The 20,563-nt window shown below is 66.4% G+C and carries 23 protein-coding genes; 15 read left to right on the top strand and 8 right to left on the bottom strand.

All coding sequences use genetic code 11. The features are described from left to right. Positions 1-138: 138 nt before the first annotated feature. Positions 139-798, bottom strand: coding sequence for an ATP-binding protein (locus tag ACZ4VI_RS28580; RefSeq protein ID WP_468003801.1), 660 nt, complete (start codon positions 796-798; stop codon positions 139-141). 201 nt (positions 799-999) lie between these two features. Here ACZ4VI_RS28580 and ACZ4VI_RS28575 point away from each other — a divergent pair, with 201 nt between their 5' ends. Continuing rightward, positions 1,000-1,845 (top strand): helix-turn-helix domain-containing protein, encoded by an 846-nt coding sequence (locus ACZ4VI_RS28575; protein ID WP_468003799.1) that lies wholly within the window; start codon positions 1,000-1,002, stop codon positions 1,843-1,845. Then, positions 1,845-2,042 carry a DUF397 domain-containing protein gene (locus ACZ4VI_RS28570; protein WP_468003797.1) on the top strand — a complete coding sequence of 66 codons (198 nt, stop codon included), beginning with the start codon at positions 1,845-1,847 and terminating at the stop codon, positions 2,040-2,042. Before ACZ4VI_RS28575 ends, ACZ4VI_RS28570 begins: the two co-directional genes overlap by 1 nt. 120 nt (positions 2,043-2,162) lie before the next feature. Here the strand turns inward: ACZ4VI_RS28570 and ACZ4VI_RS28565 are convergent, their stop codons facing one another. Together ACZ4VI_RS28565 and ACZ4VI_RS28560 are read right to left on the bottom strand one after the other, a co-directional pair. Then, positions 2,163-2,876, bottom strand: a complete 714-nt coding sequence (locus tag ACZ4VI_RS28565; RefSeq protein WP_468003795.1) for a creatininase family protein — start codon at positions 2,874-2,876, stop codon at positions 2,163-2,165. 17 nt (positions 2,877-2,893) lie between these two features. Next, on the bottom strand, positions 2,894-4,099 hold the full coding sequence (locus ACZ4VI_RS28560; protein WP_468003794.1) for a helix-turn-helix domain-containing protein: 1,206 nt from the start codon (positions 4,097-4,099) through the stop codon (positions 2,894-2,896). A 208-nt stretch (positions 4,100-4,307) separates the two neighbouring features. Between ACZ4VI_RS28560 and ACZ4VI_RS28555 the strand changes: the two genes are divergently transcribed. The 9 genes from ACZ4VI_RS28555 (at position 4,308) to ACZ4VI_RS28515 (ending at position 12,429) form a co-directional block, all read left to right on the top strand. Further along, positions 4,308-5,201: a phosphotransferase family protein gene (locus tag ACZ4VI_RS28555; protein WP_468003792.1), complete on the top strand. Its 894-nt coding sequence runs from the start codon at positions 4,308-4,310 to the stop codon at positions 5,199-5,201. A gap of 50 nt (positions 5,202-5,251) precedes the next feature. Continuing rightward, on the top strand, positions 5,252-6,502 hold the full coding sequence (locus ACZ4VI_RS28550; protein WP_468003790.1) for a methionine adenosyltransferase: 1,251 nt from the start codon (positions 5,252-5,254) through the stop codon (positions 6,500-6,502). Next, on the top strand, positions 6,502-7,428 hold the full coding sequence (locus tag ACZ4VI_RS28545) for an aminoglycoside phosphotransferase family protein (RefSeq protein WP_468003788.1): 927 nt from the start codon (positions 6,502-6,504) through the stop codon (positions 7,426-7,428). Before ACZ4VI_RS28550 ends, ACZ4VI_RS28545 begins: the two co-directional genes overlap by 1 nt. Continuing rightward, positions 7,425-8,138, top strand: a complete 714-nt coding sequence (locus ACZ4VI_RS28540) for a histidine phosphatase family protein (protein WP_468003787.1) — start codon at positions 7,425-7,427, stop codon at positions 8,136-8,138. The genes ACZ4VI_RS28545 and ACZ4VI_RS28540 overlap by 4 nt, the downstream gene beginning before the upstream one ends. Next, positions 8,131-9,423, top strand: coding sequence for a serine--tRNA ligase (gene serS / locus ACZ4VI_RS28535; protein WP_468003785.1), 1,293 nt, complete (start codon positions 8,131-8,133; stop codon positions 9,421-9,423). Before ACZ4VI_RS28540 ends, serS begins: the two co-directional genes overlap by 8 nt. Position 9,424: 1 nt before the next feature. Next, positions 9,425-10,447 carry a glycosyltransferase gene (locus ACZ4VI_RS28530; protein ID WP_468003783.1) on the top strand — a complete coding sequence of 341 codons (1,023 nt, stop codon included), beginning with the start codon at positions 9,425-9,427 and terminating at the stop codon, positions 10,445-10,447. Positions 10,448-10,872: 425 nt separating this feature from the next. Beyond that, entirely contained in the window at positions 10,873-11,487 is a 615-nt protein-coding gene (locus tag ACZ4VI_RS28525) for a hypothetical protein (RefSeq protein ID WP_468003781.1), read from the top strand. Then, positions 11,484-11,975, top strand: a complete 492-nt coding sequence (locus tag ACZ4VI_RS28520; RefSeq protein WP_468003780.1) for a CYTH domain-containing protein — start codon at positions 11,484-11,486, stop codon at positions 11,973-11,975. Before ACZ4VI_RS28525 ends, ACZ4VI_RS28520 begins: the two co-directional genes overlap by 4 nt. Continuing rightward, on the top strand, positions 11,962-12,429 hold the full coding sequence (locus ACZ4VI_RS28515) for an NUDIX hydrolase (RefSeq protein ID WP_468003778.1): 468 nt from the start codon (positions 11,962-11,964) through the stop codon (positions 12,427-12,429). Before ACZ4VI_RS28520 ends, ACZ4VI_RS28515 begins: the two co-directional genes overlap by 14 nt. Positions 12,430-12,499: 70 nt before the next feature. Here the strand turns inward: ACZ4VI_RS28515 and ACZ4VI_RS28510 are convergent, their stop codons facing one another. Both ACZ4VI_RS28510 and ACZ4VI_RS28505 read right to left on the bottom strand, forming a co-directional pair. After that, a complete protein-coding gene (locus tag ACZ4VI_RS28510; RefSeq protein ID WP_468003776.1) occupies positions 12,500-13,555 on the bottom strand; it encodes an HNH endonuclease in 1,056 nt (351 codons plus the stop codon). A 617-nt stretch (positions 13,556-14,172) separates the two neighbouring features. After that, positions 14,173-14,463 carry an Imm32 family immunity protein gene (locus ACZ4VI_RS28505; protein WP_468003774.1) on the bottom strand — a complete coding sequence of 97 codons (291 nt, stop codon included), beginning with the start codon at positions 14,461-14,463 and terminating at the stop codon, positions 14,173-14,175. A gap of 310 nt (positions 14,464-14,773) precedes the next feature. Between ACZ4VI_RS28505 and ACZ4VI_RS28500 the strand changes: the two genes are divergently transcribed. Together ACZ4VI_RS28500 and ACZ4VI_RS28495 are read left to right on the top strand one after the other, a co-directional pair. Next, positions 14,774-15,247, top strand: coding sequence for a hypothetical protein (locus ACZ4VI_RS28500; protein ID WP_468003773.1), 474 nt, complete (start codon positions 14,774-14,776; stop codon positions 15,245-15,247). A 35-nt stretch (positions 15,248-15,282) separates the two neighbouring features. Beyond that, positions 15,283-17,232, top strand: coding sequence for a hypothetical protein (locus tag ACZ4VI_RS28495; protein ID WP_468003771.1), 1,950 nt, complete (start codon positions 15,283-15,285; stop codon positions 17,230-17,232). 34 nt (positions 17,233-17,266) lie between these two features. On the opposite strand, the gene ACZ4VI_RS28490 is transcribed toward ACZ4VI_RS28495, so the two are convergent. Further along, a complete protein-coding gene (locus ACZ4VI_RS28490) occupies positions 17,267-17,428 on the bottom strand; it encodes a hypothetical protein (RefSeq protein WP_468003769.1) in 162 nt (53 codons plus the stop codon). Positions 17,429-17,507: 79 nt separating this feature from the next. Beyond that, positions 17,508-17,771 carry an Imm32 family immunity protein gene (locus tag ACZ4VI_RS28485; protein WP_468003767.1) on the bottom strand — a complete coding sequence of 88 codons (264 nt, stop codon included), beginning with the start codon at positions 17,769-17,771 and terminating at the stop codon, positions 17,508-17,510. Between the two features lie 432 nt (positions 17,772-18,203). Here ACZ4VI_RS28485 and ACZ4VI_RS28480 point away from each other — a divergent pair, with 432 nt between their 5' ends. Both ACZ4VI_RS28480 and ACZ4VI_RS28475 read left to right on the top strand, forming a co-directional pair. After that, complete coding sequence (locus tag ACZ4VI_RS28480) at positions 18,204-19,043, top strand: hypothetical protein (protein WP_468003766.1); 840 nt, start codon at positions 18,204-18,206, stop codon at positions 19,041-19,043. A 312-nt stretch (positions 19,044-19,355) separates the two neighbouring features. Next, a complete protein-coding gene (locus tag ACZ4VI_RS28475) occupies positions 19,356-19,769 on the top strand; it encodes an NUDIX hydrolase (protein ID WP_468003764.1) in 414 nt (137 codons plus the stop codon). A 119-nt stretch (positions 19,770-19,888) separates the two neighbouring features. Here ACZ4VI_RS28475 and ACZ4VI_RS28470 read toward each other — a convergent pair whose 3' ends face one another. Further along, positions 19,889-20,317, bottom strand: a complete 429-nt coding sequence (locus ACZ4VI_RS28470) for a VOC family protein (protein WP_468003762.1) — start codon at positions 20,315-20,317, stop codon at positions 19,889-19,891. Between the last annotated feature and the right edge of the window lie 246 nt (positions 20,318-20,563).

Raw genomic sequence — 20,563 nt, 5'->3', positions numbered from 1 at the left:
GATCCGGTTGGTGGTCGGACACCAGCAACGATCGCCAGACCGACACCACCGATGCGCCGGCGGCGGGGACTGGCACGTCAGCTGACGCTTCGTCTCCAGCCCCGTCGCTTCGGCGGCCAGTTTCACCGGGCAATGCATCTAGGCCGCGTACGCCTCCGCCTCGAAGTGCATCTGCGCCCGGTCGAGAGCCTCGTCCGGATCGCACCCGTGCGCACGCAGCCACAGCAGGAGGTCGGCGATCACGTCGATCGCGACCTCCTCGGCTGACGCCACACCGAGCCGGCCACCGGCGCAGCCGTGCAGACCGCGGGTGAGGCCGCAGAGCCCGAGCAGGACCTCGGCCCGCTCCACACTGTCACCACCGAGGTGCCCGTCGGTCGACGCGAGGCCGGTCTCCAGTTCACACCAGGTGACTTTCGAGTCGCCTCGGAGAACGACACCCCATCGCTCGGCCATCGCGTCCACCAGAGCCATGCCGCGGCCCGACTCGTCGTGCTCCTGGGCACGGAGCAGGGTAGGAAGCGCCCGGCTGTCGGGATCACACAGCTCGATGCGCAGGCGAGGACCGCTCATGGACACCGCGAGCGTGGTCGGGGTTCCGTCGCCGACGTGGCGGATCACATTGGCGACCAACTCCGACACACAGAGCTGTGCCGTCTCGACGACGCTCGGGAGGCCCCACAGGTTCAAGCGGTGTTGCAGGACCCTGCGGAGTCTCGCCACTTCAGCCGCTTCAGCCAGGAACGGGAGTTCCCACGGCTTGCGCATCACTTCCACTCGGCACGCACCTTTGCTCATGAAGCCTCCTGATGAGACGTGCGACCACTTCATCCGTAGTCGCCTCGACACCGAGAGTGACAGTGAAACTCTCAAAATGGAACTCTCAGAAGGCTCCACTGGGAGCATGGGGATCGTCCGCGCGCCTGGGGCGCACGCCGGGTTGTCCGGCATGTCGCGTCACATGCAAGCTCTCTCACAGACCGACACGGAGGCTTGACCATGACAGTTGGACCGACCACCCGCAGGCGGCAATTGGGGGCGGACCTTCGACGTCTGCGGGAGCGCACTGGGCTGACCCTTGAGGAGGCCGGAGCGCGAGTCGGCATCTCGAAGGCAACGCTCAGCCGCTACGAGCGGAAGGAAGGCACGGTCAAGTGGCCTGCCGTGGACGCCCTGTGCCGCGAGTACGGGGCCACCGACGAGGAGCGGCTGACACTCGTCGGGCTCGCCAAAGGCGCAAAGATCCAGGGCTGGTGGCGATCCCTCGCAGACCCGATCCCCGAGTCCATGAACCTCATGCTGACCCTTGAGGACGAGGTCGTACGGGAGGATCACTACGCCTGCATGTACGTCCCCGGATTGCTGCAGACACGCGCGTACGCCGAGGCCGTGCATCGGGCTTCCGAGATGAGGTGCGGCGAGTCGGAGATCACGCACATGGTCGACATTCGCATGAAGCGACAGGAGCTGCTCACCCGCGAGGACCCGCCCCACATCTGGGCCGTCGTCGACGAGGCGGTGATCAGGCGTGTGGTCGGCGGACGGGACACGATGCGGGAGCAGTTGACGACGCTCGTCGCCCTCTCGGACTCACCCAACGTCACCGTTCAGATTCTTCCCTTTGCAACTGGCGCGCATGCGGCGGCTGTAGGCAGCTTTGTCGTGCTCGGCGGTCCTTCACCTGAACTCGATGTCGTGTACGTGGACATCATCGGCGGGGGCCTGTTCATGGAGAAGCCCGAGGAACTGGAGCGCTATAAGTTGGCGTTCGACTACTTGCGCGCACAGGCGTTGGACATGCCCTCGTCGATCGCGCTCATCAACCGGGCCTGCAAGGAGCTGTGATGGATCGCGACGACCTCCAGTGGTTCAAGTCCTCATACAGCGGGGGCAGCGGTACCGAGTGCGTGGAGGCGGCGCAACTGATGGCCGGCGCCGCCGTCCGGGACAGCAAGCATCCGTACCGGGCACGGCTGTCGTTCTCCGCCGGCGCTTGGGGGGAGTTCCTCGGCGCTGTTCGTATTGGGCGTCTGGTCAGGTGACCGTGTTGCGGCACGTCGCGTGCTGACCTCCGTGGTCTCCCCTGGGGCACTCCGCCGGACTCCAGCGAACTCGGGCAGCTCAGACCACCATGCTGCAGGGCGTGCGCTGCGCCTGCCAGATCAGCCCAGTCGGCAGAGCACGTCGAAATGCGCTGAGAAACTCGATCGCAGGCTTTCCACGATGGCCTTCCCCTTCTCGGCGGTGGCGAGCGAGGGAAAGCCGATCACTCCCGACTTGGTGTACTCGGTCATTCCCTGGACCAGGAGGAATGGCCGCTGCCTGCTGTCGTGGTCCGCGTCGTCATATCCCTCGCGGACAAGCTCGGGAGCGGCGTGGAGCAGGATCGACGTTTCGATCTCGCCGGCATGCATGTCCGCGTGCCTGTCGGATTCCAGGCCGCCGTACTCGCGGGCACGGTCCCAGTCGGGGCCGAGGGGGAAGAGGGAGACCGCTGGTCCGTCGACGTTGGCTTCCTGGACCACGTTCGACAGGACGTAGTTCCCACCGTGGCCGTTGACGATCACCAGTTTGTGGATGCCGGAGCGGGCGAGGGAGGCGCGGATGTCGTCGATCATCGCGTACAAGGTCCTGGCGCTGATGCTGACCGTGCCAGGGAATGCCGCGTGCTCGTGGCTGCACGACATGGTGATGGGCGGGAGCAGGTGCACGGGGTAGGCATCGGCGATCTCCTGGGCGATGATGCAGGCGATCGCTGTGTCGGTGATCAGCGGGAGGTACTTGCCGTGCTGCTCGAAGGAGCCGACTGGGAGCACGGCGACGCGGGGCCGCAGCTCCTGGACATCGGTGCTCGTGGCGGTCGGCAGCAAGTTCACGGCTCTCCCTCGGTCGGCTAGGGGGTGACCTGCTTCGCCAGGTCTAACTCCCTGTTGAGTTCCGAAACTTCCACCAGTTTGTGCCAGCGCGCAAGACGCGGTTGAAGCCGGTACAACTCGCCGAGGATCCGCGTGGAGCCTGTCCGGTGGGCGATGCCGAGGGCCTGTTCTGCGGCCCGGTGGGCGCCTTCCACGTCTTCCAGGATCGCGTTGGCTGTGGCGAGCCGGGCGAGACACAGCCCTCGGTCCCGCTCCTGCACGGCAGGCCAGTGCCGCAGGCTCTTCTCGTACGTGACGACGGCTTGCTCGGGGCGCTCCAGGCGTACCTGGCAGTTGGCCGCCTCCATCTCGATGTACGAGACCGTGCAGTAGAAGGCCAGGTCGTCATCGTCGCCTCTGTCTGCCGCGGCGAGGGCCTGTTCGATGGCCCGCTCGGACTCGACGGCCTCTCCGAGGCTCGCCTTGCTGTTCGCGAGCTGGCGGAGAACGACGGCGTGGACGCGAGGCGAGAGGTCGGAGGCGTACCGGAGGGCAGCGAGAGCGAGGCCGGCGCCGTGGCCGGCGTGGCCCGCTTCCGTGGCGATGTTGCTGCGGCGCTGGAGCATGTACGCGATCACCATCGGATCGCCCAGCTCTTGGGCGTACTCCATCGCCAGCCTGGTCCAGCGCATGGCGTCGTCGGTGCGGCCGGTGTCCTGGTGAAGCCATCCGAGGAACTCTGCGTACCGTGCCCCGACGCGCAGGACCTCCTGCCGCAGCGGACCGTATGCCTCCCGACACATCTGCTCGATGAGGGGCATCTGGCTGCCCACCGGGGCCAGGAGGAACTGTGGGCCGACGAAAGGTTCGGCCTGTGCGTGCTGCTGGAGCACCGAGGTGAGGTAGCCCAGCATCTCCGGGTTCACCGGCATCGGGGTGCGGCTCACCGCAGGCGTCGGTGTTGGCAGCAGCATTCTCCCTGCGGCGACGGCCACGCTCGTCGTGGCGGATGCGAAGCCCAGCTCCTCGTCCGTCGCCTCGTACACCTCCCGGAAGAGCGGCCGGTGGTCTGGGCTCACGGGGCGCCGGCCGTTCTCGTACATCGAGATGAGCGTCTTCCAACTCGTCGATGCCGGCGTCGGCGCTCCCAGGCGCTGGGCGGCGGCCATCAAGGCGTCGATCAACTCGCCCTGCGTCCAGCCCCTGTCCAGCCTGGCCTGCTGGAGTCTGCTCTTCGCCCCCATCGTTCCCCCGATGTCCCTCGCAGTGCCCCGCTCAATGATGGGCCAAGAGCCCGTCCCACGTGGGGAGTTAACAGTTAACGGCGCAATCCGTTAACCCTGTCCACTGACCGCTGGCCGCGACTCCGGCTTACTTGCCTCAGCGCCGCGGTGGTGGGCCACCTCCTCCGGCAGCGCTTCCCATGCGGAATCGACGGCTGGAGGTGACGAGGTGCTGAGCTCCCCTGTGGTACTGCGAGCAATCGAGTCTCGGCACGGTCCCTTCCGCCGGACTTCGGTCAAGCCGTACTCCCGGGTTTTCCAGGCACTGGACGGCCGGTCACTGCTCAAGGTCTACGTCGGTATCGACCCGGCTGAGCGGCGCCGTCGCGAGGTGAAAGCGATCCGAGGTGGCGGTCGCCAGGGGCTGTCGGTGCCGACAGTCCTGGGCACCGGCATTGAGGGTGCGTCTGCGTGGACCGTGTTCCAGATGCTGCCCGGACGCTCATGCGCGATCGAGACCGTCCCGGCGGTCCGGGAGTATCTCGACCGGATCCTGGCCCTGTCCGACCAGCTGCACCGGCCGGTTCCCGGTCTCGCTCCCGGTTCGGGTTGGGTGCCTCACCACAGGGATCCGTTCACGCACCGAGGGTTCCTGCTCCGGCAGATGTCTCCCCGATGCCGGCTGCTGCCGTGGTGGGCGGATCTGGCGGAGCTCCTCGCGCCGATCGACTCCCATCCTGTCGTCCGTCTGCACGGGGACCTCAAGCCCGAGCACCTCCTGGTCGACGGAGACCGGCTCCACGTCGTCGACTGGGAGGCGAGCGGGCGCGGCCCTGCTGTCGCCGATCACGCCGATGTCGCGTTCCATTTGGCCCGCGACCTGATCTATGGGGATCTGCCTTACCGGCGGCTGCCGGAGGACATCGTTCGCCGACTCGTTCTGAGCGGTTCGGTCCTGGCGTGGCGCCTGCTCCTCTGGCTCGACCGGCGCCGTCCGGAGGACATCACGCTGGTCCCTCCTGGCCTCATTCGTCAGCTCGCGGCGCCGAACCGTCCCGTCGCCACCTGGGCGCTTCTCGCCCAGACCATCTCGTCTCTCCGCGCCCGAGGCGTGCCTCGCTGACACGCCGCCGCAGTGCTCCGTCATCTTCCGACCCGAAACGAGGGATCCTGATGTCCCGAACGAGCACGATCCTCGGCAACACCCACCTCGTGGTCGACATCGGAGTGGCCCACCCGCCGGCCACGACCATCGTCGAGCGCAAGGGCCTCGGCCACCCCGACACCCTCGCCGACCACCTCGCCGAGCGGCTGTCCCGCGCGTACAGCCGCTACACCGTGCAGCACTTCGGCGCGGTGCTGCACCACAACTTCGACAAGCTCGCCCTCTTGGGCGGAGCGAGTGAGGTCCGGTACGGCGCCGGCCGCATGACCGCCCCGGTCCGGGTGCTCGTCAACGGCCGTGCCGCGCCCATGTGCGGCGGTGAGCGGATCCCCGTCGAGGAGATCGTGGAGGCCGAGGTGGGGGCGTTCTTCGCCCGCCGGCTCCCCGAGGTCTCCGAGCACCTGGACATCACCTTCAACATCACCAGCAACTCCAGCCCCGGTGCGGTCCTCACGGGCGACGAGGTGCCCGACCGGACGCGATGGTTCAACCCGCGGTCGATCGACGACTTGCGGGAGCGGCGCGTGCGGCTCTCCAACGACACGTCGCTGGGCACCGGTTGGGCGCCGGAGAACGTCTTCGAGTCCTTTGCGCGGGATCTGGTCGACCACTTCTCCGGGGAGAGCGACTTCACCCTCTCCCACGCCTGGTGTGGGTCGGACGTGAAGCTCATGGGCTACTGGGACGGGGAGCGGGCGGATGTCGTGCTCTGTGTGCCGCAGAAGTCGCGGCTCGTCGCGAGCCGTGCGGAGTACGTGCAGAACACCGAGAGCGTCCTGGCCGAGTGCTACCGGCTCGCCGGCCTCCACCTGCCCGGCGCGGAGGCGAGCTTCCGGCTCAACGCGCGCGACGTGCCGGAGAAGGATGAGCTGTACCTCACCTACACCGGGAGCTCGATCGAGTCCGGCGACGAGGGCGTCGTCGGCCGCGGCAACCGCGTCAACGGCCTCATCACGCCCCTGCGGCCGATGAACCTGGAGGGCGCCAACGGGAAGAATCCCGTCTACCACGTGGGCAAGCTCTACAACATCGCCGCACGACGGCTCGCCCAGCGGCTCCACGAGGCGACGGTAGGGCACGCCGAGGTCCACCTGGTGAGCACCACCGGGCAGCGCCTCGACCAGCCGTGGCGTGTCCTCGTCCGTCTGTCGTCCCCGGACGCCGAGGTGGACAAGGTGCAGGCGCTGGTGGCGGAGGCGCTGGGCGAGTTTCCGGCGCTCACCGACGAGCTGGTCTCCGACGGGATCGTGCTGAGCTGATGAAGAAGCGGATGCTCGGCGAGGTCTCCCCGGAATGCCGGCGTCGGCTGGTCACTCACTACGGCCCCGAAGTCTCCGGATGGCTCGATGCGGTGCCCACCCTGCTGGAGGAGGCTGCGGATCGTTGGAAGCTCACCCTCGATGGCTACCACGACGCCGGGCATGCCTCCGTGGTCGTCATGGCTGGAACCCTCGAAGGTCGTCCGCTGCTCCTCAAGGCGTGGGCCGATCCCACGCGGTTCCGCAACGAGGTCACCGCCTTACGCCTGTGGGCGGGCGGGCCGACCACAGGCGTCGTCGAGGCGGCGGACGACCTGGCCGTGGCGGCCCTGGAGATGATCGGGGGCCGCCCCGGTGGCGACGAGCGGCCGCCTCGGGAGCTGCAGACCGTGGCCGCCGCCCTCCAGGTCCTCCACACCATCGGCCGGCGCCAGCGCCGACCGCGTGAGCTTCCTTCCCTGACCTCGTACCTGCATCAGGAGGTACGTCCGAGGGTGCGCCGCCGTCTGGAATCGGTCGATGCCGGCCAGTGGCAGGAGCATGTCGACGCGGCTCTCCCGGCCCTCGTGACCCTGGAGGAGGACGGCGGTCGGGCGACGGTCCTGCACGCGGATCTCTACCGCGAGAACGTGCTCTTCGACTGGCTGGGCCACCCTCGCCTGATCGACCCCCTCCCGATGGTGGGCGATGCGGCCTTCGACTGGGCCTTCTGGACCGTGTACTACGAGCTTGGACACGGCACGGATGCCCGCCTGACCGCTGCCGCCCGGATCTCCCGTATCCCTGTGCCCGTCCTGGCGCCGTGGTGTCGAGCCCTGGCACTGGACGGCCTTCTCTTCTACCTCGAAACCGGCGATCCGCGCGGAGCGACGATGGCCGAAGTCCTTGCGTGGCTGTTGGCGCCGACCCCAAGGAACCGATCATGACGACCTACGTCCTTCGTCACGGACAGACGAATTACAGCCGGCGCTACCTGGTCAACGGCGACCCGACGAAGCCCATCCGCTTGAGCGAGGACGGCCGTCGGTCGCTGAGCAAGGGCTGGAGCAGCGTTCCCCTCCACAGCGTGAAGACGTGGCTGGCCAGCGATTTTCCCCGTGCCCAGCAGACCGCCAACCTGCTGATGGGAGTTCCTGGACCGGAACTGATCACCGATCCGCGGCTGAACGAACTCGGCTACGGGGAATTCGAGGGAAGCCCGTTCCTGGAATACGCCGTCTGGCTCGACGGGCACGGCGCCCACGAGCGGCCGCCCGGCGGCAGCGAGTCGCAGCGCGAGGGCATCCGGAGGATGCTCACCGGGGTGCACGCGGCCCTGGAGCACCCCGGCCCCCGCGTCCTGGTGGCCCACGGCCTGCTGGTCTCCGTGCTTCTGTGGCACCGCGAACGGACTCCTGGCGTGGCCATGCCCCTCTTCTTCCCGGAAGCCCCGTACATCGAGCCCGTCGCCATCCCCGATGACGAGTTGCCGGAATTCATCGGGGCCCTGATGAACGATCTTGAAACTGGCGTTCTCGATCACGCGGTCGGCTCAGGTGGCAGGGAGGTAATGCGGATCGGCGAAGGGGCCGCGGTTGCTACCGTCGATCCCGTATCCCACCACTCGCCGGATCAGAAGGATCTTCCTCATGCATGATGCCCGCGCCCTGATTGAAATGGGTGCCGAAGCTGTTCGTCGGCTCGCTCGTCGCGGTTACTCCCTGGACCTGTCCGAGCTGGAGTCCCTCCAGTCTCGTCGCAACCAGAACATCCGCTCGGCCGATGAGCTGCGGGCCGAGTCCAAGCGGGTGGCGAGTGAGGTTCAGCAGACGGCCAAGCAGGGCGGCGACATCAGCAAGCTGAAGGAGCGCGCCCGCGAGATCAAGGAGCAGGTCCGCGACATCGAAGCAGGGCAGGAAGAGATCGAGGCCCAGCTCCGTGATCTGCTCCTGAGCATCCCGAACCTGCCGGACGACTCCGCGCCTGACGGCGACTCCGAGGAGTTCGCCATCGAGATCCGGCGCGTCGGCACGCCTCCCGCGTTTTCGTTCGAGCCGAAGGATCACGTCGATCTCGGAGAGGCCACGGGCATCCTCGACTTCGGCCGCGCGACGAAGCTGTCCGGTCCGCGCTTCGCGGTCTCCCGCGGCGCCGGCGCCGCTCTGGAGCGGGCCCTGGCCACGCTCTTCCTCGACATCCACACCCGCCGACACGGGTACACCGAGTACGCGGTCCCCTACCTGGTCACCCGCAAGACCATGACCGGCACCGGCCAGCTCCCGAAGTTCGAGGAGGACCTGTTCAAGACCGGTGTCGCCGATCGCGAGCTCTTCCTCATCCCGACGGCCGAGGTTCCGCTGACCAACCTCTACGCGGACGAGATCATCCCGCCCGCGGAGCTGCCGCTCGCGTTCACGGCGCACACTCCGTGCTTCCGGTCCGAGGCCGGCTCGTACGGCCGCGACACCCGCGGTCTGATCCGCCAGCACCAGTTCGCCAAGGTCGAGATGGTCAAGATCGTCGATCCGGAGACAGCGGACGCCGAGCTGGAGGAGATGGTCGGCCACGCCGAGGCGTGCCTCAAGGAGCTCGGCCTCGCCTACCGGGTCATCAAGCTGCCCGCCGGCGACACAGGCTTCTCCGCCCAGCTCACGTACGACCTCGAGGTCTGGATCCCGAGCCAGAACACGTACCGCGAGATCTCCTCGGTCTCCAACTTCGGAACCTTCCAGGCCCGCCGGGCGAACATCCGGACCCGCGGCGAGGACGGCAAGCCCAAGCTCGTCGCCACCCTCAACGGCTCCGGTCTGCCTGTCGGCCGCACCCTGGCCGCGCTCCTTGAGCAGTGCCAGCAGCAGGACGGCTCGATCATCCTGCCCGAATCACTCTTCCCGTATCTCGGCTTCCGCCGTATCTCGGCGGACGGAACACCGGAGGCATAACGTGCTCGTCGGCGTCTGCGACTTCCCTGGTAGCTACGCCTTTCCACCCGCCGGATACGGCGGGATCGAACGATGGCTGTGGGCGGTCGCCGTAGGCGCCCGTGCCGCAGGCGCCGACGTACACCTCCTCGGGCCGGGCTGGCTCACGGACCTGGAACACGACTGGGTCCGCAAGCCGGTCCGCCTGGAGGACATCTCCACCGGATCGCTTGCCGAGCGCGAGCTGCGTGACACGGGTTACGACCTCCTGGTCGTCGGCCACGAGTACCCCGCGCTTCCGGCCTGGAAGCGCACTTGGAACGAACTGGACTGCGACGTCGCCACGTTCCAGCACTCGCCGGTCTTCCAGCACAGCACCGCAACCTTCGACGGCCGGCGATCACGGCTCTACTGCTACTCGCCCGAGATGATCGAGCGGTACGCGGACCACCGGCCGATCCCCGAGCTTGCGGTCCACCTCGGCCTCCACGAGGAGGAACCTCCGGCCACCGCAGGTACCGACCTCGTCTGGCTCGGCCGTATCGACGAGGAGAAGGCCCCGCACATCGCCGTACGCGCGGCACAGATCCTCGGTCGTCAGATCCGGATCGTCGGCCCTGTCTTCGACGAGGAGTACGTGCGACGCTACGAACGCCTCTTCAGCGCCGATCACGTGAAGTGGATCGGCGAAATCGGCGGCACCGCCAAAACCTCTGCCATCAGCGACGCCTCGGTCTTCGTCTACACCTACGCCCGCACGTACGTGGAGGCCGGCGCCGCAGTCTTCGGCGAGTCTCTCCGCGCTGGGACCCCCATGGCCGCACTGACATGGCGGGAGGGGACATGCGCCCAGGCGGCCTTGTGCGACGAGACAGGCACGGTCTCCGTCATCGCCCCGGGAGCGGACGACGAGACTGCGGCACGGAAGCTCGCCGAGGCGATCGAGCAGGCGGAAAGCCTCGATTACCGGCAGGTTCAAGCAATCGGGATGGAACGCTTCGATCCCTCACGCCACTTCAAGGCGATGGCGACCCGACCGTGCTGACGGGCCGGACAGCGCTTCACTCCGCGACGCAGTCCATGGAGACAGCTCGTTGCTTAGCAGACGTTCTCCGCCAGACACTCGGGCCGCGATGGGAATTCACCATCGCCGGCGGGCGCATCGCGATCGAGCATGCGCACCGCGGATCCCCTTACCGTCCTCCGCGTAAAGCCCCGGACTGGGCAGAACTTCTGGACCGACTCCAGGCAGGCTTCGCCGCGCAGGGTGTAGAGCGAGCCGCCTGCCTGCCGCTCCGATGGGGCCGCGAGACAGAACTGACGATCTCAGCCGTCCAAGCGCTGGACCCTCTTCTCAAGGATGGGCGCGTACTGACTTACCGCAGGGGTTTTCTACCGCAGCCAGTCGTACGCTTCACCGGGCAGCGCGATGAGGCAGGAAACCTCCGAGACGGCTCCCTGACGTCATTCGTGAACATCTCTCGTATCGAGCCGATCCGGCACATCGACGAGTACGGCGAGATCCTCGACGGCTGGCTCGATGTCCTGTCAGGACTGGGCTTCCACGCCCGGCACTTCAGCATTCACGGCCAGCTGACGACATGGAGTCGGCGCCAGGTCCGAGGCATCACTCTCCGCTTCGACCACATCGACCTGCCACTCGGCGACATCGTTCTGCTGTGGAACGCAGACAACCCAACGCGTATAGCTGTCGACCTGGGAACGGGGCTGGAACGGCTGGCTTGGGCGCGCGCTCGGACGAACTGGCATGAGCTTGTCTTCGGCAGGTTCGCGTCTCTGGCGCCCCTTCGAACATTGGATGCCGTCCGTACCGCCGCCCTCCTGCTCTCACACGGCATTCCTCCCGCCGCGCGCGGGGCGGGCGGGATCACCCGCAGGGTGATAGGAACGATGGACTTCGACTCGGTGAGTCTGGGAGTCAGCTCGTTGGTCCGTTCGTCGTACGACTATTGGCGGCTGTTCAGTGAGCCAGCTGTGCCGTGGCCCTCCGCCGTCATGGCGATCGAGGAAGAGTTGGCAGCTCGTACGTCGCTCCCCCACCAGTACGGAAAGAAGGACTCATGAAGCACGAGTACGAGGCGAAGTTCCTGGCCGTCGACGTCGTCGGCCTTCAGGCCAAGCTCACCACCCTCGGCGCCGTCCAGGCGTTCCCGCGTACCCTCCTTACCCGCAAGATCTTCGAGAACGCAGTCCTCGACGGCGGCGCATGGCTCCGCCTGCGGGACGAGGGCACTCGCTCGACGCTCACGCTCAAGCAGGTCACCGACGCCACCACGATCGACGGCACGACCGAGATCGAGACCGAGGTCACCGACCTTCACGCAATGGCCGACATCCCCAGCCGCCTCGGCCTCACCGAGGTCCGCTACCAGGAGAACTACCGCGAGGAGTGGCGGCTGGGCGAGGGCGCCTTCGACTTCGACACATGGCCCGACCTTCCCACCGAAGGCGGCTGGTTCGACAACTACGCTCAGAGCTTCGACGCCGTCTGGGCCGACGCACGGCCGTGGACACCCGACCAGGAGGGGACCGCCGCACATGGGCAGGACTGAGTACTACAACGACCCCGACGCCCCCAAGGCCAACACCCTCATCCCGGCCAGCAACCTGCTGGTCGTCGACGACAGCGGCGCCATACTGCTCCAGCGCCGCCGTGACACCGGCCAGTGGGCGCTGCCCAGCGGCGCTCAGGACATCGGCGAGACCGCCGCCGAGTGCGCGGTACGCGAATGCCTGGAGGAGACGGGGATCGTCGCCGAGATCACCGGCTTCCTCGGCGTCTACACCAACCCCCGGCACATCGTGGCCTACACCGACGGCGAGATCCGCCAGCAGTACGAGAACACCTACATCGGACGCCCCGTCGGCGGCGAGCCCACGATCAACGATGAGGCCGACGGCGTCCGCTTCGTCCAGCCGGCTGACCTCGACCAGTACGACATCCACGCCAGCATGCGCCAGCAGATCGGCGACTACCTCGCCGGCACCTACCCCTATCTCGGCTGAGCGGCGGCGGCGTACGCGAGCGTCCCGCGGCCGCAGCGGGCGTCACAGCCGCCGAGAGAATGGCCACAGATCAGGCCCTCGCGACCTGACCGCCTGCCGCGCCACGCTGACGCACGACCGTAGCCGGCCCTCCTGGCGCCCCCCGAAGCTGCTCGATCGAGGCTCGCAGCTCCGCCGGGGTGGGCCATGGGGCCTTCCGGTGGATCATGCGATGACAGTTGGCGCAGATGAGTGCAAGATCGCTGAGCTTGGTCCGCCCCTCGCCCGTTTCGTGCAGCGGCACCACGTGATGACACTCGATGTACCCGGCACCGCGGTCGCCGTAGACCTCCTCGAAGTCGAACCCGCACGCTTCGCACGCCAGTCGCCCGCCGCGCTGGAGCACGGAAACGATCTTCTTCTTGCGCAGGCTCTTGTTCCGCTCCCGGGCCCGGTGCCGGCGCAGAAGGAGCCGACCCTCGGGGGCGCTGTAGTCGTCCTCCTCCTCGACCTCTGAGGGCAGGTCCTGGAATTCGCCGGTGGTGAGGCCGCGTCGGATGCGCTCGGCTACCGCAGCCATCTCAGTTGGCCGGGCAAGGAAGTCCTTCATGACTTCGAAATCGAGCGCGTTGCCATTCGTGGGCTTCCCTGGGTAGTCCGGGTGCCGGCACGTGATGTCAACCGTTTTACGAGCTACGCCATTGGGGTTCCGGAACAGCTCGTTTCGCTGCTCCACAGGATGGATCGGCATGGCCTGCAGCAGCGCGGACAACTCAACCACGCGTGGGTCGTCGAACTCCAGACGCTTCCAACCATTGGCCATCGCCAGGTCGCAGGCCAGGATGATTTCGTCACGCGTCCAGTCGGGGCTCCGAGTGGCACGGATTAGGAACCCCTGTTGGGCGAGCCACCTCGCAGCGTGAGATCTCCCTCCACTCAACTCATCGGGCCTCAGGGCCCGGCCTTGACCGAACTTGTGGGCCACTCCAGCGATGGCCTTCGAGTCGTATGTCCGGTTCTCGTGAATGAGGAGGTACCCGGTCGCTGGCTTGTACCCGTACTTGGACAAGAACTGGTCACGGCCTAACTCGTCGTACTCCGCAATGGCTTTGAGGACATCCTGTGGGCTGATCGCACCTTTACGCATGATGGAAGAGTAAGGGTCGCCACTGACAGCCTGTTAGATGCCCACCTCCTCAGCCCACCATCCTCTCCAGCTCCCATCCCGCTTGCCGTCGAACCACACACTGTGAAGCGGCATGGTCCCTGCGTCTAGGTGGAGCGCATCACTGTACGAACGACCTGGAGGCGAGGAACCGGCGGCGCCAAGACGCGTGAGCTGATGCAGCGGATGGGGCACTCGTCGGATGCGGGCCGCGCTGATCTATCAACACCTGGTGAACGGTCGTGACCACGCGATCGCCGCCCACCTCGACGAGCAGATCAGGAAGGCCCGGCCGGCGGAGCCCGGCGAGGCATCTGACACGTAACTGACACGCCGTCGCGGCTGAGGAACGAACAAGGCCCAGGCTCCCGGTTCATTGCCGGTGACCTGAGCCTTCGTCGTGCTTCCTACTGGTGGGCGCGGACGGTTTCGAACCGCCGACTCTGCTTTGTAAGTTCGCCCGGAGACTTGTACTGGCTTGAGCAGCCACGGCAGAACGCGCCGTGAGGGGACGGGCATGACTGCTGCTATCCACCGCCGTTGATGTCAGCCGTGGATGTCAGCCCCTCACCCAGTCTCACGACGGCCGCCGGGCCCTCTCACTCGTCGTCGCTGCGCTCCAGGACCAAGTCGACGGACCCGTCCTCCAGACCGTTGCTGTCCTCGAGGTGCAGGTGACTTCCATCGGGAACTCCATCGCCGGCCAACACGAGGAGATGCCCAGCGAGCGTCCTGAGGCCCGCGGCGTTCGCCTCAATGACGACCTCTCCCCCGAGGTCTCGCACCTCGATCCGTGCGTCCGCCTCCCACTTGAAGACCTGGGCTACACCGTCGGTCATGGCCGTAACTTGGGTGCTCTCAACGGGAGCGCTGCTGTATTCGGAGGTCATGGAGACCATGATGCCGCTCTTCGCACACGGCTCCGGAGGCCGTTGTGCTCGTGACCCTTCTGCCTGGTCAGAGGCTCCGGCCTTGCTCCCAACGCTCCGGTCGTCCGCGAATAGTCCACGGACCGGCCTTCCTCTCGATTGCGAGCTGCCAGCGGCTCCATGCCCTCATGCTCATCAGATGCCATGAATTATTCACAAATAATCCTTGTGTCCAGTATGGGCTATATGCATACTCAGGTGTATGAATACACGTTCGACAAGTGCAGATGCGCTGTTTCGACTTTGGTCGTGGGCAGGTCAAGCCGGTCACATGACAAAGGCCACGTCCAGCCAGTACGCCGTGGTGTGTCGGCGACTCCTGGCCCCTCTCGGCCCTCCGGAAGGCGTAGACGTCCGTGATCTCGACGTTGATGATGTTGTACGTAGGTTCCTTAACGACGCCGAAGGGCTCAGGGAATCGACGCGACAGGCGTACGAAAAGGTCTTCCGACGAGCCGTCGCATCGTTTCTGGAGTATGTGGATGACCCGGCATCCTGGAGTCCTCCCAACAGGTCACGGAGATCTGCGACGCCTCCACCTCCCCCCGAGCAGGTTCAGTCGAGACGGCGAACTCCGCTGGATGCTCAAGAAAAAAATCCGATGATCACGATCCCGATCCCTCTACCAACGGGGCGCAACGCCCAGTTGGTGATACCACCCGAGTTGTCAGAGGTGGAGGCGGAGTTGCTGACTAACGTGGTCTCGGTGTACGTGCACGGCCATATCCACAAGGTCGCGGGCTAGGTGTCCCGCGAAAGGGATGGGAAGGAGGACATCAGATGCCAACGTATGTTCACGTGCCTACTGAGGCGGTGCTCCACCTTATCCGCCAGGCATACGAGGCTGGCGGTCCGTACCAGTGGGCCCGGGAGGCATGGAAGAACTCAGAGGAAAGCGAAGCCACGATCATTCAGTTTGGGATCGAGGAGCAGGCCGCAGAGTGCTTGGGTGTCCTTCGGCGCACGATCATGGACAACGGGAAGGGAATGAGCGAGGAGGATCTGCCAGTGTTCCTCACCGCATTCGGAGGAGGTGGCAAGCCCATCGGCGTCGACGGGAACTTCGGACAAGGGTTCAAATCCTCGGTTCTGCACTGGAATCCATACGGCGTCGTCGTGATCAGTTACACGAAGGAGTACCCGCACGGCAACATGTTGTGGATCTATCAGGACGCGAAGGGTAATTACGCTCTGAAAGAGTGGGCGAGCGAGAATGAGAACGGAGAATTTGCGGGTATACGGGACGTGGTCCAGCCATTCCAGGACGATGCACACGGCTGTGACTGGAGCACGATCCGACCAGACTGGATGACGACGGGAACCATCATCGTCCTGCTCGGGTCGGGGTCGCGCAACGACACATGGATGGGCGACCAGGACCCCTCCAGACGAGAGACCGTGGACGGCCTCGTCCGCTACCTCAACAGCCGGCTGATCGAGATACCTAAGCGTAACGGCAAGCCGATAGAGACCACTGTCATCGATTCTTATAGCAAGCGAGCTAGTGACCGGCGGGAGACAAAGGACAAGACAGTGACCCTGCCGGACGGCGATGCAAGGGTGTGGCGTCCACGGCGCATCCACGGCCTCCGGCACTTCATTCCCGATGGGGCAGTGCACGGCACCGTGACTGTGGACGACCATGGGACCCAGGTGGAGTGGTTCTACGTGCCGGAGCCCGATGCGCCGGTGGGCTTTACCTCGGATTACATCGAACAAAGTCCGGTGGTCGTCGTTGACTACCAAGGAGAGGCCTACCACGCCGACAGGGGCAAGAGTCGATACCGCCAGTTCGGCATCACTGACGAGATCATGCGGCGCACCTGGCTGATCGTTCGCCCTCCGGTCTTCAGCGATGCCCATCCGACGGAGTGGGGTGTGCTCACCCAGGCATCCCGGCACATACTCATCGCCAAGGGCGGCCTCGAACTGCCCTGGGAGCAGTGGAGTCAGGCGTTCTTCGATCATTTTCCCGAGGAACTACAGAAAGCGCTGGATGCTGCCCGGGCGAAGGAATCCTCCCCAACTGGCTCGTTTGCTAAGAACCTGTCCAGAATCCTTGACCGCCTGAACCCTAGGTTCAAGGCACCACGCGTACTCAGTTCAACAGTAGGAAAGGTCATGGGAGAGCCAGCCGGTTCCTCCGCAGGCGCTCCGGGGACCGGGGGAGGCAGGCCCCGTGTCGGTAGCGGAACGCATGGAGGTCTTGGTGGTACGGCAGGGCCCCGTCACGTCCTCGCGCCCGCGACCAGCGGCAGCATCCCTGGCACATCCACTCCCGTCCGCGGCGGCTATCCCGCCTATATCTGGAAGCCCTTCGACGCCGAAGAGGACAAATATCTCGCACGATACGAGCAGAAAGACAGGCTCAAGGACCATGGCGTGGAATATCGCGGTGTTGTCTACCTCAACCTGAGGCATCCGGTATTCCGTCAGGAGTTCTCCTATTGGGCTAATCTCTGGCCGAAGGCTGACGCCACTAAGGTCCAGGAGCTCGTTCAAGAGGTTTACGGCGAGGAGGCTGTAGCGCACGTAGTCCACGCCCAACGGCTGAACGGCGTGCCTCTGACTAAGACCGAAGAGGGGGAGCCCCAGTTCATCGGTGGGCATGATGTCCAAGATTTGGTCACACCGACAGCGCTCTCGGCCGCGCTTCTCGGCCTTGTCAACGTAGAACAACGAATGCACACTAGGGGCGGTGCTCGGTTTGGTCCGCGCGCCCACACATGATGTGGCGAAACCGTGTGACGCTGCGGCCGGCGCGTCATCGTTGGCCGCTGCCGAGCGACCTCGGACGGCCCAGAAACGGCCCGGTGTGAACGCGGGAGTTGGCCAGCACTTTCCAGCAGATGAACGCCGCCAGTCCCATCTCGGCGAAGGCAATGCCGATCGTCCCAGCCACCGGCAAGCCAATCGTGGTAGCCATCCACAGCGTGAGTACAGGGCCACCAATGCCGCAGCATGTCAGGCATACGACAACGAGGGCTCTTAGCATCTCGCGGGCTTCAGTTCGGGGAATCTGAGGCCTGGCCGACAGTTGGGCTAGCGGTCCAATTCGAATCTCGAACTCTGTTGTGGCTGCCGCTTCGCCATGATCGACGTGTGCCTGAGGCACGAGGTCCTACTTTCAGGACCAAGCCGACGGACCCGACCTCCAAACCGTTGCCGCCTTCGAGGTGCAGGTGACTTCCATCGGGAACGCCGTCCCCGGCAAGCGCGAGCAGATGCCCGGCGAGCGTCTTGAGGCCGGCGGCATTGGCCTCGATCACGGGAGGGGGCCCGGGGTGGGGGCCAGGCGCGGCAGCATGGATCACGGTCGGGCTCTGCTCAGCGCTCGCGGGCCGGTGGGGTGGATGACAGCGGCCACTTCAGGTTCCCCACGTACGGACAGCTGAGGTGTCACGCTCTGTGAGGCATACCTGGGTCTTCACGGTGCTCCCCCGGTAGAGGGAGGGAGGTCGTTCAAGCGGTCGATGCCAGGCCGACGCCGCCGATGCGATGTTCGGAGCATGACCACTGATCCACGGCTGATGAAGGCATCCTGGCGCACGCGGGGGCCGCAGGGACCCCGACGGTTGGGCTGGGCGGCGTTGTTCTGGGCGATGGCGTACGCCGGGTTCGGCCTTGTCTGTGCGTTGACGGGGACTCCTCTGTTCCGCTCCGGCGGCAACATGGGGCCTTCCGCATCAGGTTGGGCAGTCATGGCGGTGGGGGCACTGGCGGCGCTGACCTGTGCGGCGGTGTTGCGATACGGGCTGCCGCGTGCACTGCGAGCGTTGCTGTGGACGGTGTGCGGCCTGGCCGGCCTCGCCGCGTTCAGCCTGCTCATGGATGTGATCACGCTGATGTTCGGCCAGGGCGTGGAGAGTTGGGCCTCTGCTGCGAACCACGCGCTGGCGGCGGCCGGGGCGCTCTTGCTCGCAGCCACCGTCCGCTCTGGTCGGCCCGTGCCTGTCGCGGCCGCCGCCCCGGAGCCCTCTGCCGCACGCCGGCCGGTTCAGCTCACCGCCTGGGCCGGCACGGTGGCCTTCCTCCCGTATGCGGCGATGAAGCAGGTCTGGGCCTTCGGCGGCACCTTCGCCGGCGTGTCCGGCGCGGAGATGCGCGCGATCTCCGAGCGCAACGGCGCCTCGGGGATCTGGCTCACCTTGGAGTCCTGGGGCTTGGACGGCACCATGCTGCTGGCCGCACTCGGCGTCTTCCTGCTGTGGGGCCTCGTCCGGCCCTGGGGTCAGGTCTTCCCACGCTGGACGCTGTTCCTGCGTGGTCGTCGCGTCCCGTGCTGGCTCCCTCTGGCCCCGGCCCTGATCGGTGCCGCCACGCTCGCCCCGTACGGCGTGCTCGGCCTCGGCTACACGGCTCTGGCCACGATGGACGTGGTGACGATGCGGAGCGGCGATTTCCACTCTCCGGACGACGCACTCCTCGTCGGCTGGATCGGCATGGCCGCATTCGCCGTGTACGGGTGCGCGTTGGTTGTGGCGGCCCGCTCGTATTGGTTGCGGACCCGCCGGCTGCCTCGAAGCAACGAGGCTGCGTGACAGTCTGCGGCCAGATGCCTCCCTGCGGGCCTCACCAAGTGGGAACGCTGCTCGCCGTCGGCGCAATCCGGAGAGAGCCGCGCATGGCACTAGCGGACCCCTGTCCCTGTTTGTCCGGGCCCAGCGGCGCAGCGCGGCGGCCGCCTGTTCGGCGTCGTTCCGACGCAGGCCGGTGATGGAGATGCGGTGGTTGGCGCCGGGCACCTTGAAGAGGTAGGAGTCGGATGACCCGTGCGTGAGGAACGGGACTCGGGGCGGGCCAGAGGCGTTGGATCTGGTGGTGCCCCCCGCGGCCGTCTTGGAGGAGCAGACGTGACGCAGCAGAACGCGGAGGAGCGACCGGGCATCGCCGCAGCCATCGTGGTCCATGAGGGGCGCGTCCTGATGGTGCGCCGGCGGGTCAGCGAGGGACAGCTCTCGTGGCAGTTCCCGGCCGGCGAGGTCGAGCCCGGCGAGGATCGCGAAGATGCCGCCCTGCGCGAGACCCAGGAGGAGACCGGCCTGGAGGTGGCTGCTGTGAAGCCGCTCGGCGAGCGGGTTCACCCGAAGACGGGCCGGCTGATGTCGTACACGGCCTGCGAAGTAGTGGGCGGTACCGCCCACGTCGCGGACACCGAGGAGCTGGCCGAGCTCGCTTGGGTCGCCCACGGCGAGATCCCGCAGTACGTGCCGTACGGGCTGTTCGAGCCGGTGCAGCAGTACTTGGACTTCTCGATGGCCCGATGAGAAGCCGCGCTGAGGGTTGTCCCGTAACGGTTACCGCGATGCGGCGCGAGGGTGCGAACCCGGTACGCAAGGACTGACCGCGGAACCTGAGGCTCCCCACCTCGCAGCTCGGAGGATCGTCAGTCGAGACAGAACTCGTTGCCCTCGATGTCCTGCATCACGATGCACGCATCATGGCCGTCATACAGGAGCCGCACGCGTACCGCGCCGAGCGGGAGCAGTCGTGCGCATTCGGCCTCGAGCGCGGCCAGGCGCTCTTCGCCCACGAGTCCGGTGCCGACCCTCACGTCGAGATGCAGCCGGTTCTTGGCGACCTTGCCTTCGGGGACGCGCTGAAAGTACAGTCGCGGGCCCACGCCTGAGGGATCACTGCAGGCGAACCAAGAACCCTGATCCTCGGGAGCCTGGGAGCGGTTGAAATCGTCCCAAGTGGCGAAGCCCGCCGGTGGCGGCGGTACGACGTACCCCAACACCTCGCACCAGAAGCGAGCGAGACGCTCAGGTTCCGCACAGTCGAAGGTGACTTGGAACTGCTTGATCGATGACATCGGCGCACCATAGCAGGGGGGCCTTCGTTGCTCATCTCCCTTTAGGGATACGCACGTTGTTGGGAGGACGGTCCCTGCCAACGGCTGCTGTGTCGTGCGGTCGCAGGGGGGGTGGGAACGCTGCTCGCCGTCGGCACGATCCGGGGCGAGCAGCGCATGGCACTAGCGGACCCCTGTCCCCGTCTGTCCGGCCCAGCGGCGCAGCGCGGCGGCCCCCTGTTCGGCGCCGTTCGGACGCAGGCCGGT

It is taken from the genome of Streptomyces sp. NPDC029169 (assembly GCF_055563935.1).
This window is presented reverse-complemented; position numbering and strand designations above follow the sequence as displayed.

Excerpts from the sequence above, each read along its gene's own strand:
- ACZ4VI_RS28580 (WP_468003801.1), bottom strand. The coding sequence starts at position 798 with ATGAGCAAAGGTGCGTGCCGAGTGGAAGTGATGCGCAAGCCGTGGGAA.
- ACZ4VI_RS28575 (WP_468003799.1), top strand. The coding sequence starts at position 1,000 with ATGACAGTTGGACCGACCACCCGCAGGCGGCAATTGGGGGCGGACCTT.
- ACZ4VI_RS28570 (WP_468003797.1), top strand. The coding sequence starts at position 1,845 with ATGGATCGCGACGACCTCCAGTGGTTCAAGTCCTCATACAGCGGGGGC.
- ACZ4VI_RS28560 (WP_468003794.1), bottom strand. The coding sequence starts at position 4,099 with ATGGGGGCGAAGAGCAGACTCCAGCAGGCCAGGCTGGACAGGGGCTGG.
- ACZ4VI_RS28550 (WP_468003790.1), top strand. The coding sequence starts at position 5,252 with ATGTCCCGAACGAGCACGATCCTCGGCAACACCCACCTCGTGGTCGAC.
- ACZ4VI_RS28545 (WP_468003788.1), top strand. The coding sequence starts at position 6,502 with ATGAAGAAGCGGATGCTCGGCGAGGTCTCCCCGGAATGCCGGCGTCGG.
- ACZ4VI_RS28540 (WP_468003787.1), top strand. The coding sequence starts at position 7,425 with ATGACGACCTACGTCCTTCGTCACGGACAGACGAATTACAGCCGGCGC.
- serS (WP_468003785.1), top strand. The coding sequence starts at position 8,131 with ATGCATGATGCCCGCGCCCTGATTGAAATGGGTGCCGAAGCTGTTCGT.
- ACZ4VI_RS28520 (WP_468003780.1), top strand. The coding sequence starts at position 11,484 with ATGAAGCACGAGTACGAGGCGAAGTTCCTGGCCGTCGACGTCGTCGGC.
- ACZ4VI_RS28515 (WP_468003778.1), top strand. The coding sequence starts at position 11,962 with ATGGGCAGGACTGAGTACTACAACGACCCCGACGCCCCCAAGGCCAAC.
- ACZ4VI_RS28510 (WP_468003776.1), bottom strand. The coding sequence starts at position 13,555 with ATGCGTAAAGGTGCGATCAGCCCACAGGATGTCCTCAAAGCCATTGCG.
- ACZ4VI_RS28505 (WP_468003774.1), bottom strand. The coding sequence starts at position 14,463 with ATGACCTCCGAATACAGCAGCGCTCCCGTTGAGAGCACCCAAGTTACG.
- ACZ4VI_RS28500 (WP_468003773.1), top strand. The coding sequence starts at position 14,774 with ATGACAAAGGCCACGTCCAGCCAGTACGCCGTGGTGTGTCGGCGACTC.
- ACZ4VI_RS28495 (WP_468003771.1), top strand. The coding sequence starts at position 15,283 with ATGCCAACGTATGTTCACGTGCCTACTGAGGCGGTGCTCCACCTTATC.
- ACZ4VI_RS28490 (WP_468003769.1), bottom strand. The coding sequence starts at position 17,428 with ATGGCTACCACGATTGGCTTGCCGGTGGCTGGGACGATCGGCATTGCC.
- ACZ4VI_RS28480 (WP_468003766.1), top strand. The coding sequence starts at position 18,204 with ATGGCGGTGGGGGCACTGGCGGCGCTGACCTGTGCGGCGGTGTTGCGA.
- ACZ4VI_RS28470 (WP_468003762.1), bottom strand. The coding sequence starts at position 20,317 with ATGTCATCGATCAAGCAGTTCCAAGTCACCTTCGACTGTGCGGAACCT.